The sequence below is a fragment of the Porphyromonas canoris genome (assembly GCF_000765975.1).
In the GTDB taxonomy this organism is placed as follows: Bacteria; Bacteroidota; Bacteroidia; order Bacteroidales; family Porphyromonadaceae; genus Porphyromonas_A; species Porphyromonas_A canoris.
In genome coordinates, this window is sequence record NZ_JQZX01000008.1 from 313,547 (window position 1) to 326,723 (window position 13,177).

Consider the following 13,177-nt stretch of genomic DNA (forward strand, 5'->3'; position numbering starts at 1 on the left):
TTATTCTTCGCTATAAGTTACTTCGATCGGAGCCACTTTCCCCTCATATAGAGGGTTAATCTTTAGTTTGTATTGACCCGGGTGAGCTGGATCTTCAATAAGCTCTCTGTGTATGTTGTCCAAGCCATTCCAAGCTATGTTTCCACTTTTGCCGGAAGAAACAGACCAGTTGTATGAGACATATATTCTGGATCCTAACCGGACATTCTTTAGCTCAAATGTTGGTGCACCAAGAGTCGGATGTTTTTCGGATGTGTCTGCATAATCTTCCCCTCCATAATTGGCTTTGATGAAGAACACTGTTTTTGCTTTTGCCTCTTCTTGTGTGAACGGCGGATAAAGTACAGTCATTCTTTCTGGTTTAATGGTAACCTTTCTCTTGCTTTGAGGGAATATAGCATCAAGATTTATGGTACTCGTATCAAGCTCTCCTGTTACTCTTTCAAACAATACGGTATCATCATCTTGTACGATCTTTTTATGCAATACAAGTTTTTTTATCTGAGGAAGATTTTGTACCGGCGGCACTTCAACGATAATTATTCCCTCCAAAACTCCCAAATACTTACCTAAGTCAAAGTCTACGGTGTAATACTCTCTCTCTCCTCCCCAAAGGTTACTCTTGTCGAGGATAAGATCCGAGTCTACTATTTTCTTCTTAATGGTAAAGTTGCCAAACATCTGATCTATGGTAAATGGTACCGAAATCTTATGTCCACCACCATCTAAAATAAATGAAGTCGGATCTTCAGGATTCGATATTCTGTATCCGGTAGCATAGTTGCCAAATCGTGGTCGACTATCGTCTATGAGATGAGCCGGAACGGGTTCCCAAGGAGAGCCAGGCTTGCGATGAATTTCTATAGCAGAATTGATTTGAAGAATATTATGTCCCATAACATAAAAAATGGAACGAAGCCTAACCCTTGCATGAATTCTGTTTGGAACAAAAGTGTTTCTAGCAGCTCTTCTTGTTTTACCTTTATATTTAACAAATGGAGCCCCAAATGATGCCATGTCTTTGAATGGCAACAGGTTCAGAGGTATGCGAAACTCTCCGTTGGTATCTGCCACAAAAGCTAAAGCCGGATCTAATCCGGGCATTCCCGTGACAATACTTTCCGGAGCCAACTCTCCATTTTTATCATAGACCTTATAAAGAACCCCATCGGGATGACTGTATTCACTGAAGTTTGCAAGAGAAAATTGTGCAATAACGTTGAACATATTGTCTATAATGGGAGTCTCTGCTCCGGGAGTTCCTGGTACAGGAGGTACGAAGTCGGTATTGCCACACTCACAAGAAGCACTTATGAACTCGTAAAAGTCGTCAAGAGAGTTCTTTTCGCAATCCCACGGCTCGTTTGTGTTTCTGTTTCTGATAGGATTTGTCGTTCCACATCTTTTGGCAAGATCTTCTTTCCAAAGCTCATAGGTAGAAAGACCATTGTTTCCATTTTGTCCATTCTCCCCGTCTTTTCCATCATTCCCATCCTTACCATTGGATCCATTTTCTCCTTTAGCTCCCATTAGGAAAGCCCAAAAGTCTGCCTCTGAATTGGCTTCAGGTGGCCATTTTTCTCCCGGTTTATGTGGATGCGGTACATTGCCGGAAGAGATGAACTTCTTCCAGACTTCATAAGCAGAGTCTCCGTTATTACCTTTTGCACCATCCTTGCCATCTTTACCATCCTTTCCTTTAGCAGGAATACCTGTGTCTTTGTCTCCTATCCACCAGTTCCCGTTTTCGCCAATGTGTGGAGAGATACCGTTTTGTCCATTCTCTCCATTCTCTCCATCCTTACCGTCTTTACCTTTGGCTGGGACACCGGTGTCCTTGTCTTCTATCCACCAGTTTCCGTTTTTGCCAATGTGCGGAGAGATACCATCTTGTCCATTCTCTCCATCTTTGCCATCCTTACCATCCTTACCGTCTTCACCTTTGGCAGGGACACCTGTGTCCTTGTCTCCTATCCACCAATTGCCGTTCGAGCCTATGTGTGGAGAGACACCATCTTGTCCGTTTTCTCCATCTTTGCCATTGTTACCGTCTTTACCATCTTTACCTTTGGCAGGAATGCCCGTATCTTTGCTACCAATCCACCAGTTACCATTTGTGCCGATGTGTGGAGAGACCCCATCTTTACCATCTTTCCCGTCTTTGCCTTTTAGGTAGAGAAAGAAGTCGGGAATATTTGTACCTCCATTCCAGATAATAATCTTTTTTTCTACCTGTCGCTTCCATATTTCGTAAGCTGATAACCCTGCCTCTCCTTGAGGCCCTCTTTCTCCTTGAGGTCCTTCGGGAAGTATAAAGTCTACTTTTTCACATGCTGTTAATCCTACAATTAGCAGCAACAAAAGAAATAATCCCTTGAAGAGAAAACTGTTTTTACTCATAGTCGTAAATCAAATGATTCATTTTTCTGTGTTTGTATTTTCTATTTATGATAAAAATCGCTTACTGTTATTCTATCTTTAACGAGTCGTATCGGTAACTAAAAGATATACATCTCATAGTAACAGGCTCTTAAATATTTCTTTTCAACCTGCAATTTTAGTGATAAATAGTTTGGGGACCAAATTATTTATCAAAATAGTTGAGATTTTTTATTTTGAGTGTGAGTGTAAATATAATTTTGCGCTGATATTTTCTTATATCATGATACTTCGTTTTGTGATAAAGAGGAGAGGCTGCTTCAGATTTTTTATCTTAAAAACAAGTTCTAAAGAGGATTTTATAGTCATCTGTTGGTAGGTTCAAACAAATTACATATTTTTGTAGCGAAATAGAATAACATTTTCAAACACTACAACAAAAAACTACATGCGATATGCGCTCTCAAGGAATATGCAAGAGAGTATCGGTGCTTACAGCACTAAAGATTCCATGTCAGATTGGCACAAATTGACACTTAGAGTTACGACTTTAAGTGGTTTTTTCGTGCAATCTTTTGAGAGCCATATCCGGAACAGAAAACTATATTACTAACATTATAAAAATAGATTCAGAAAGAGAGTTTTTGACACTTGTCAAGTTCCTGCCAAAGTAAAAAGTCTCTATGATTTTTGTCCAATGCATGAGGTGAGACGAATTGAAATACTTTTTAGCAGGATTGTGGATGGCAAAGCAAAAACCACATGGAAGATATCTTTTATGGGACTACTGCCTATAGTCATACTTACTCAACAAGATAAAGGAGCTTTCTTTCTCTGCTACGGGAACTAATGTTTTATCACTTATAAAACTCAATACAGCTTATGATGACCAGCGAACAGTATGTAGAAAGTCTGAGAAAAATGAATCTTCAGGTCTATTTTATGGGAGAAAAGATCGATAATCCTGTGGATCACCCAATGATAAGACCTTCGATGAACTCAGTAGCAATGACTTACAAACTGGCAGAAATGGAGGAGTACAAGGATCTCATGACTGCCACAAGTAATCTTACAGGCAAGCGAATAAATAGATTTTGCCACCTTCACCAAAGTACAGAAGACCTTAAGAATAAGGTGAAAATGCAACGTCTCTTGGGACAGAAGACAGCTTCTTGCTTCCAACGTTGTGTGGGTATGGATGCATTCAATGCAATCTATTCTACAACGTTTGAAATGGATAGAGAGCTGGGAACAGAGTACCACAAGCGTTTTGTGAAGTACATGGAGTTTGTGCAAGAGAATGACCTTGTGGTGGATGGTGCTATGACTGACCCTAAGGGTGATAGAAGTTTGTCTCCTTCTCAGCAACCCGATCCGGATCTCTATGTACACATTACAGAAGTGCGTCCGGATGGTATTGTGGTAAGAGGTGCTAAGGCTCACCAAACAGGGGCCGTGAACTCTCACGAACACTTGATTATGCCTACTATCGCAATGAAAGCAGAAGATTCGGATTACGCAGTCTCTTTTGCTGTGCCAAGTGATGCCGAAGGTGTGATAATGATATACGGACGTCAATCTTGTGATACAAGAAAAATGGAGCCTGGAGCAGAGATTGACCTTGGAAACTCTGAGTTCGGCGGACACGAAGCTCTTGTTGTCTTTGACGATGTATTTGTACCGAACGAACGCGTATTCATGTGTAAGGAGTACAAGTATGCTGGTATGATGGTAGAAAGATTTGCCGGCTACCACAGACAGTCTTATGGTGGTTGCAAGGTCGGCGTTGGCGATGTGCTTATCGGTGCTGCTGCTCTTGCTGCAGACTACAATGGGGTGCCTAAAGCCACTCATATCAAGGATAAACTTATAGAGATGATCCATCTTAACGAGACACTCTACTCTTGCGGTATAGCTTGCTCGTCCGAAGGAACCCAGATGGATGCAGGTAACTATATGATAGACCTTCTTCTTGCAAACGTATGTAAGCAAAACATTACGAGACTTCCGTACGAGATAGCTCGTTTGGCAGAGGATATTGCAGGAGGTCTTATGGTTACAATGCCCTCTGAACAGGATCTCCGTCACCCGGAACTTGGACCTATCGTGAAGAAATATCTTGTAGGTGCTACCGGTAAGGATACAGAAAATCGTATGCGTATATTGCGTTTGATCGAGAACATTACACTCGGTACAGCTGCAGTGGGATATCGTACAGAATCTATGCATGGTGCCGGTTCGCCTCAAGCTCAACGCATCATGATTGCAAGGCAGGGAGATCTGGAGGCTAAGAAAGAGATGGCTCGTGCTATTGCGAAGGTAGATGTCTCTAAAGATAAGTAAACAGAAGCCCATATAAATGGTAAAGACACTTTTGGCAGAAGAGATTGAACTCGTGCTACGTGACAAGGTAAGCCCTTTGTTGCGTAGTCACGGGGGAGATTTGAAACTCGTCAAAGTAGAAGATCGCACGGTATATGTCCGATTTACCGGAGCGTGTAAGTTTTGTCCCGCAGCAAACGAAACCCTTGAGAAAGTGGTGCAGTCTGCTTTGCGGGAACATCTTTGCTCGGAGGATGTGTATCTCTATCTCGAAAGTGGGGTAAGTGAAGATCTTTGGAATGAAGCCAAGCGAATACTAAGAAAAAACAGCAAAATATGAACAGAGAAGCCCTAACGCCTTTTAAGTCTAAAATTGTAACGGCAGACGAGGCGGTTAAGCACATTCAGAGTGGAGATTTTGTCGTACTTTCTCATGCGGCGGCCGTGCCGCGGTTGTGCGTGGATGCACTGGAGAGAAATGCAGAGAGATTTAAGGATGTGAAGATCTATCACATGCTTTGTCTCGGTGAAGGGAAGTACATGAGTCCCGAAATGGCTCCGCACTTCAGGCACGTTACGAACTTTGTGGGAGCAAACTCCCGTGCCGCAGTAGCAGAAAGTCGTGCAGACTTTATTCCGGCGTTCTTCTATGAAGTACCCAGTATGATGAGAAAGGGTCTTCTTCCTGTTGATGTGGCTATCGTGCAACTTTCTGCTCCCAATAAGGAAGGATATTGCAGCTTCGGCATATCTTGCGACTATACAAAACCGGCAGCAGAGGAGGCTAAAATTGTTATCGGGGAGATAAATGCTCAAATGCCTTTTGTCGGAGGAGACAATACTATACACCTTTCTGATATAGACTTTATCGTAGAAGCAGATTATCCTCTTTACGCTATACCTCAGCCTAAGATCGGAGAAGTAGAAGAGGCAATAGGGAAAAATTGTGCCGAGCTCGTACAAGACGGAGATACACTTCAGTTGGGTATCGGAGCTATACCGGATGCCGTACTTCAGTTTTTGAAGGAAAAGAAAGACTTGGGCATCCACACTGAAATGTTTGCTGATGGCGTCTTGGAATTGGTGAGGAAAGGAGTGATTACCGGAGCGAAAAAAAGTCTGCATCCCGGTAAAATGGTTGCCACATTCTTGATGGGAACTCAAGATGTGTACGATTTTGTGAATAATAATCCCGATGTGGAGCTCTATTCCGTAGACTATGTGAATGATCCGAGAGTCATAGCACAAAATGATAATATGATAAGCATCAATAGCTGTATAGAGGTAGACCTTATGGGACAAGTGGTCTCGGAGTGCTTAGGCCCTAAACAGTTTAGCGGTACAGGCGGACAGGTTGATTATGTACGTGGTGCCACATGGTCTAAGAACGGAAAAAGTATTATGGCAATGCCTTCTACCGCAAGCAAGGGAACAGCTTCGCGCATTGTGCCACAGATCGCGGAAGGAGCCGCAGTAACCACTCTTAGAAATGATGTAGATTATATCGTCACAGAGTATGGTATAGCTCGCCTGAAAGGAAAGTCGCTTCGGGAACGGGCAGAGGCTCTCATTGGCATAGCACATCCCAACTTCCGTGAGGAGCTTTGGAGCTATTATCGTAAACGTTTTGGATGATACTAACATTTCTTATTTATATTCTATTATGCAACTTTTTAAACTGAAGACTACTATTCATAGCTTTGACTCCTTTAAGGAGTTTGCTCAAGCATTCGATCTTGGAGCTAAAGACTTGGTCATCACTAATGAGTTCTTATATGAACCATTCATGAAAGAGGCTGATATTCCTTGCCATTTTGTGATGCAAGAGAAGTATGGACTCGGGGAACCTTCGGATGAAATGATGAATAACATCCTGTCTGATCTTCGTGGAGTGGATTATGACCGGGTTATCGCAATAGGTGGAGGTACTGTGATAGATATCTCTAAACTGTTTGTATTGAAGGATATGACGGATGTCTTGCAAGCATTTGATCGCTCTATCCCTTTGATAAAAGAGAAAAAGCTGGTTATTATTCCTACTACTTGTGGTACAGGTAGTGAGGTTACCAATATATCTATCGCAGAGATCAAGAGCAGACATACAAAGATGGGATTGGCAGATGATGCAATTCTTGCAGATGATGCTGTTATCATTCCTGAGTTTTTGCGTGGCTTGCCATTTAAGTTTTATGCCTGCAGCGCAATAGATGCTCTTATTCATGCAATAGAGGCGTATGTTTCGCCTAAGGCTACACCGTTTACTCGGATCTTTAGTGAAGAGGCTTGGAATATTATTTTGGATGTATTCAAGAAAATAAGAGAGCATGGTCCGGACTATCGCTTTGAAAAGATGGGAGAGATGATCATGGCAAGTAATTTTGCAGGAATTGCTTTCGGTAATGCCGGAGTGGGTGCTGTTCACGCGCTCTCTTATCCTCTCGGAGGAAACTATCACGTACCACATGGAGAAGCGAACTATCAATTCTTTACAGAGGTCTTCAAGGCTTATCAGAAGAAAAATCCTTTTGGTGCAATAGTGGAAGTCAACTGGAAACTCTCTCGCATTCTTGGATGTCAGCCGGAGGAAGTTTATCCTTGTCTGGACCAACTTTTGGGCTGTCTTATAGATAAGAAGCCGCTCCGAGAATATGGAATGAAAGATGAAGAGGTAAGGGGCTTTGCAGAAGCTGTCATAAAGACACAGCAGCGTCTCTTGGCTAATAATTATGTAGAGCTATCTGTGGATGAAATAGAAGAGATATATAGAAAGCTTTACTAATCTGATCTTGGCTTTTTGATCGTAAGATCTTGAATTGAAATATAGGAAAATCACAACAATAACGTATTAAACAAAGAACATGGACATTAAAACAATGGTGCAGCGCGCTCGTGTTGCACAAGTGCAGTATGAGCAAACCTTTAATCAAGAAGCTGCAGACATGGCAGTAAAAGCTGCAACAAAAACAATTTACGATAATGCAGAAATGTTGGCTCGTTTGGCTGTGGATGAAACAGGAATGGGTGTTTACGAACATAAGGTTGCGAAGAATCGTAACAAGTCTAAGGGTGTTTGGTACAACCTTCATGACAAGAAATCTATGGGTATTATTGGTATAGATCAGCGTACCGGTCTTATCGAGATAGCTAAACCTATTGGTGTTATTGCCGGTATCACTCCGATGACCAATCCTATCGTAACTCCGATGTCTAAGATTGCGTTTGCTCTTAAGACCAAGAATGCTATTATCATTGCTCCTCACCCAAAAAGTAAAGAGTGTTCAGGCATGGCTGTAAAGCTAATCAAGGAGGCTGTAAAACCACTTGGTGTTCCTGAAGATCTGATTCAAATGATAGAAGAACCATCTATTGAGAAGACACAAGAGTTGATGGCTTCAACAGACGTGGTTGTTGCCACCGGAGGTATGCCTATGGTACATAGTGCTTATTCTTCAGGAAAGCCTTCTTTTGGCGTGGGTGCCGGTAATGTTCAGGTGATTTTGGATAGTCATATCGACTATGACGATGCTGCTGAAAAGGTCGTAACAGGTAGAGCATTTGATAATGGCATTATATGTTCGGGTGAGCAGTTCTTTGTGTATCCGAAGAAAGATAAGGAAGAAGTGCTCGCAGCATTCCAACGTCATGGAGGATATATTGTTCCTGAAGAAGATCGAGATGCTGTTGTTGGAGCTATCTTCAAAGATGGAAAACTTGAGAGAGATATTGTAGGTCAAAGTGTAGAGTTTATTGCAAAGAAGGCAGGAATAAAGGTGCCTGCGGATGCTCGTGTACTTATAGTTCAAGCACATGGTATAGCCCACGAAGATGAAATCTGTAAAGAAAAAATGTGTCCGGTACTTGGATGCTATGGCTATACTCATTTTGAGGAAGGTATTGAGATGATGAAAGCCAACCTCTTCATGGAAGGTAGCGGACACACAGCGGGTGTTCACTCCAATAATCAGGCAAACATCATCAAGGCTGGTTCAGAAATCTCTGTTTCCAGAGTTATTGTTAATGCTTCTTGTGCTACGACAGCGGGAGGTTCTATTCAAAATGGTTTGGCTGTAACCAACACTTTGGGGTGTGGTACTTGGGGAAATAACTCTATTTCAGAGAACTTTACCTATAAACATATGCTCAATATCACAAGAGTAGCTCCTATCTCTGCGAGGATTCAAGTTCCAACAGATGAAGAGATTTGGGCATAACATAAATAGAATAGTCGTTTTATAATTTATACTGTAAAGTTCCGGGGCTGTCTCTGCATGGTAGCCCCGGGTAGCTTTGTTCCCCAATAAGGCTTTGCAGATGGAGAAAAAGAGTTACATTTGTTCCGAAGAACCATTGTCTTAGATTTTTTTCTTGCAATACGCCACTCCGATAGCCTCCAAATACATTCTGTTAAGAAAGCAGGGTATAGAGGCGATGTTGGAAAGACATAATGTTAAATAAACTAATACAAACAGAGATTTATGGACTTTTCTCAAACCAAACAAGAACAAATGTTCCTTGAGATGATCCGAGAGTTTGCTCAGAAGGAAGTACTCCCTCTGGCAGCTGAGATTGACGAACAAGAACGTTTCCCCATCGAAACGGTAAAAAAGATGGGTGAGATAGGGCTGATGGGTATCCCCATTCCGGTAGAATACGGAGGAGCAGGAGCTACCAATCAGATGTATTCTATGGCAGTAGAAGAACTATCTCGCGTATGTGCTACCACCGGTGTAGTCCTTTCTGCGCACACTTCTCTTTGTGTGGCTCCTATATATGAACATGGAACAGAAGAACAGAAGAACAAGTATCTTCCCAAGCTATGCTCCGGAGAATGGATAGGAGCATTTGGCCTTACAGAACCTAATGCCGGAACAGATGCTGCAGCTCAACAGACTACTGCGGAAGATAGAGGTGATCACTATGTCCTTAATGGTAACAAGATCTTCATTACAAATGCGGAGTATGCACATGTCTATATCGTATTTGCTATGACAGACAAGTCGCAAGGGACAAAAGGTATCACTGCCTTTATCGTAGAGAAAGGAACCCCCGGTTTTTCTATCGGAAAGAAAGAGTTGAAGTTGGGTATCCGTGGATCTGCAACATGCGAGCTTATATTTGAAAACTGTATCGTTCCTAAAGAAAACCTCTTGGGACGTGTCGGAGGAGGATTCAAAGTGGCTATGAAGACACTTGATGGAGGTCGTGTCGGAATTGCTTCTCAAGCATTGGGTATAGCACAAGGTGCCATGGATGAGACCGTGAAGTACACTAAAGAGCGTAAGCAGTTTGGAAAGAGCCTTGCCAAGTTCCAAAACACACAATTCCAGTTGGCAGATCTGCAATGTCGCATAGATGCCGCACGTCTTCTTGTGCGCTTGGCAAGCTGGAAGAAAGATATGGGCATGCCGTACAGCATGGAATCTGCAGAAGCAAAACTTTATGCTGCAGAAACGGCTATGGATATGACAGTAAAGGCTGTACAGTTCCATGGAGGATACGGTTACACTCGTGAATATCCAGTAGAGCGCATGATGCGTGATGCCAAGATTACCGAGATATATGAAGGAACCAGCGAAGTGCAACGCATGGTTATTGCTGCTAACCTACTAAAATAATCGCCGATCATGAAAATAGTTGTTTGTATAAAGCAAGTGCCAAATACTACGGAGATAAAGCTGGATCCTGTAAAAGGAACACTGATCCGTGATGGAGTGGTAAGTATAATGAATCCTGATGATAAGGGCGCATTGGAACAGGCGCTTTTGTTCAAGGACAAGTATAATGCACATGTAACGGTAGTAACCATGGGACCTCCTCAAGCGGAAGCCATTTTGAGGGAAGCGTATGCCATGGGAGCAGATAGGGCTATTCTTGTAAGCGACAAGAAGTTTGGAGGAGCCGATACTTTGGCTACCAGCTATACTCTTTCAAGAGCTTTGGCAAAGATCGAGTGTGATGTGATCTTCGCCGGTCGCCAAGCGATAGACGGTGATACTGCACAGGTAGGACCACAGATAGCCGAACAGCTGGATCTTCCTCAGATTACTTATGTAGAAAGTGTGGACTATGACGGCAGCAAGACTTTGACCGTTCGTAGAGGAACAGAAGAAGGACACGAGATACTCGAAGTAGATCTGCCCTGTATGCTTACATTCCTTGTCTCTGCATACAAACCCCGCTACATGCGTGTAAGAGGTATTATGGAAGCTTACGATAAGCCTATCGAAGTTTGGGGTACAAACGAGATAGAAGTAGATCCTACCCGTATCGGTTTGGCAGGATCTCCGACCAACGTGAAGCGTTCGTTCACCAAAGGTGCAAAAGCGATGGGAGCCATGCACGAGGATATTACAGCGGAAGAAGCTGCAGATATCATATTTAATAAGTTGAGAGAGAAATTTATCATCTGATTCCTAACCCCTCATACTAAAGACAATGAATAAAGAACAATATAAAGGAGTAATGGTCTTCGCAGAGCAACGCGAAGGAGTCATTCAGAATGTTGCTTACGAGTTGATAGGTAAGGCTCGTGAATTGGCAGAGGCTTTAGGAGAAAAAGTCACAGCACTTTTGTGTGGTTATAATGTTGCAGACCAAGCAAAGGAGTTGATAGCAGCAGGTGCAGACACTGTTCTCGTTGTAGATGATAAGCATCTGGAACACTACGTGACAGAGCCTTATGCACAAGCTGTAACACACGTTATCAACAGCAAAATGCCTGAGATTGTGCTACTTGGTGCCACAACTATCGGGCGAGACCTTGGTCCTCGTCTTTCTGCTCGCCTTTTGACCGGACTTACAGCAGACTGTACCTCTCTCGAAATAGGGGATGATCGTAATCTTTTGATGACTCGTCCTGCTTTTGGAGGAAATCTCATGGCAACGATTATCAGCAAGAATCATCGCCCACAGATGTCCACCGTTCGTCCGGGAGTGATGAGACGCAAAGCCATGGAGTATGATCGTACAGGGGAGGTGGAAAAAATCTCCGTACCATTCGATACATCCAAATTCCGTGTGCGTTTACTTAAGAGAGAAAAAGAGGAGAAGAACATGATAGACATTACCGAGGCGCACTTTATCGTCTGTGGTGGTCGTGGAGTGGGAACTCACGATGGCTTCTCCAAGCTCTCGGAACTTGCTAAGACTATCAATGGAGAGATCGCTTCTTCACGCGCTATGGTAGATGCCGGTCTTGTCGGACACGAAAGACAAGTAGGGCAGACCGGAAAGACTGTTCGCCCCGATGTCTACATGGCAATAGGTGTTTCCGGAGCTATACAGCACTTGGCCGGAATGGAAGAGAGCGAATACATCATAGCCATAAACAAAGACAAATATGCTCCGATATTCCAAGTGGCAGACTTAGGCGTTGTAGGAGATCTTCATAAGGTCGTACCTATCCTTACTGCCAAGATAAAATCGGCACAGCAAGAAAAGAAATAAGCGATAAGTGTTAGTGTTTAACTTGAGACTCCTCCCGGTAGCCCTTGCGGAACTATTCGGGAGGAGTCTTTTTTCTTTCGGAGATAAGACAAAGCTGTGATATTGAAACATACGACCGGAAGGAAGACATTTTTTAGAAAGAACCTGTTGAAAAAGTCCTTTTAACCTGTTGCGAAAGTAAGCTGATACCTAAGAATGTTTGAAATCGAGGTTTGCTTTTCGGAGTTCATGTTTTTGTTTTTGTAAGCCAAGATTTGCTTTTAGGGATTCACGTTTTGTTTTTTGCAAACCAACATTTGCTTTTAGGGAATTATCTCCTTGTTTCCGGTTTTAACCATATCAAGAAGGAGAAGTAAAAGTATTCTGCACACTTTTAGAGAGTGTAAACAGAAAGTTTATTCCGGGGATAGGGCTTTTACTTTCTTTTTTTGCAATCTTTTCGAGGATATCTCTCTTCTGATTGTATTGGTAAAATCAAGCACCCCTGAAAAGGTTTTCTTCCTTTATTTTACCTTGAAAATGAAAATGCCCTACGGGCTGATATTACTTAGAAAAGATTGTTGTTTTCAAACTTTAGAAGTTCTTTACTTTCTAAAAGTGTTTTCTTTATGATAAGTTTTAGGGATCTTCCCACATTGGAAGTGAAAAAGAATAAACAATAGATGGTAAGGTCATCAAAGCAGAATCTTTAGTCTGATGGTTGAGATTTATTTTTCATAAAATCAATTTCTTATTTTGTTTCTGAGTTTAGGTAATATTATTCTGATAATCGGCTGTTCAAATAACTCCGGCATCTTATCTCTTTTGTGTGTATTTTGTTTGATTTGTATATTTATTTTTAATAGTAGTTAAAAGCACCCTTTCTTGTTATGTTTATTATAAAAGGTCGTATCTTTGTGCAACCGGATTGTTTATTTTATTTCACTCGTCAGTAGAGATTTAGAATAAGATTATAAATAGTTTCGAGGGTATATAAGATTTTAGAGTATAAATTCAATGTAGAGAGTTTTCGAGGTATTTTTCTGTCATC

At 42.1% G+C, this 13,177-nt stretch carries 9 protein-coding genes; 8 read left to right on the forward strand and 1 reads right to left on the reverse strand.

Annotated features, from left to right (window positions below; genetic code table 11):
* Nucleotides 1-2,400: a collagen-like domain-containing protein gene (locus HQ29_RS04315; protein WP_036867731.1), complete on the reverse strand. Its 2,400-nt coding sequence runs from the start codon at nucleotides 2,398-2,400 to the stop codon at nucleotides 1-3.
* 861 nt (nucleotides 2,401-3,261) lie between these two features.
* Between HQ29_RS04315 and HQ29_RS04320 the strand changes: the two genes are divergently transcribed.
* From HQ29_RS04320 to HQ29_RS04355, 8 genes are all read left to right on the forward strand, one after another.
* Complete coding sequence (locus HQ29_RS04320) at nucleotides 3,262-4,722, forward strand: 4-hydroxyphenylacetate 3-hydroxylase family protein (RefSeq protein ID WP_036867732.1); 1,461 nt, start codon at nucleotides 3,262-3,264, stop codon at nucleotides 4,720-4,722.
* A gap of 16 nt (nucleotides 4,723-4,738) precedes the next feature.
* Nucleotides 4,739-5,041, forward strand: a complete 303-nt coding sequence (locus HQ29_RS04325; protein WP_052079436.1) for a NifU family protein — start codon at nucleotides 4,739-4,741, stop codon at nucleotides 5,039-5,041.
* Entirely contained in the window at nucleotides 5,038-6,336 is a 1,299-nt protein-coding gene (locus tag HQ29_RS04330) for an acetyl-CoA hydrolase/transferase family protein (RefSeq protein ID WP_036864064.1), read from the forward strand. The genes HQ29_RS04325 and HQ29_RS04330 overlap by 4 nt, the downstream gene beginning before the upstream one ends.
* Before the next feature lie 28 nt (nucleotides 6,337-6,364).
* Nucleotides 6,365-7,480 carry a 4-hydroxybutyrate dehydrogenase gene (locus tag HQ29_RS04335; RefSeq protein ID WP_036791514.1) on the forward strand — a complete coding sequence of 372 codons (1,116 nt, stop codon included), beginning with the start codon at nucleotides 6,365-6,367 and terminating at the stop codon, nucleotides 7,478-7,480.
* A gap of 79 nt (nucleotides 7,481-7,559) precedes the next feature.
* On the forward strand, nucleotides 7,560-8,912 hold the full coding sequence (locus tag HQ29_RS04340; RefSeq protein ID WP_036791517.1) for an aldehyde dehydrogenase family protein: 1,353 nt from the start codon (nucleotides 7,560-7,562) through the stop codon (nucleotides 8,910-8,912).
* A 264-nt stretch (nucleotides 8,913-9,176) separates the two neighbouring features.
* Nucleotides 9,177-10,316: an acyl-CoA dehydrogenase gene (locus tag HQ29_RS04345; protein WP_036791519.1), complete on the forward strand. Its 1,140-nt coding sequence runs from the start codon at nucleotides 9,177-9,179 to the stop codon at nucleotides 10,314-10,316.
* A gap of 9 nt (nucleotides 10,317-10,325) precedes the next feature.
* Nucleotides 10,326-11,111, forward strand: coding sequence for an electron transfer flavoprotein subunit beta/FixA family protein (locus HQ29_RS04350; RefSeq protein WP_036791523.1), 786 nt, complete (start codon nucleotides 10,326-10,328; stop codon nucleotides 11,109-11,111).
* Between the two features lie 25 nt (nucleotides 11,112-11,136).
* Complete coding sequence (locus HQ29_RS04355; protein ID WP_036864060.1) at nucleotides 11,137-12,147, forward strand: electron transfer flavoprotein subunit alpha/FixB family protein; 1,011 nt, start codon at nucleotides 11,137-11,139, stop codon at nucleotides 12,145-12,147.
* The last annotated feature ends 1,030 nt before the right edge of the window (nucleotides 12,148-13,177 follow it).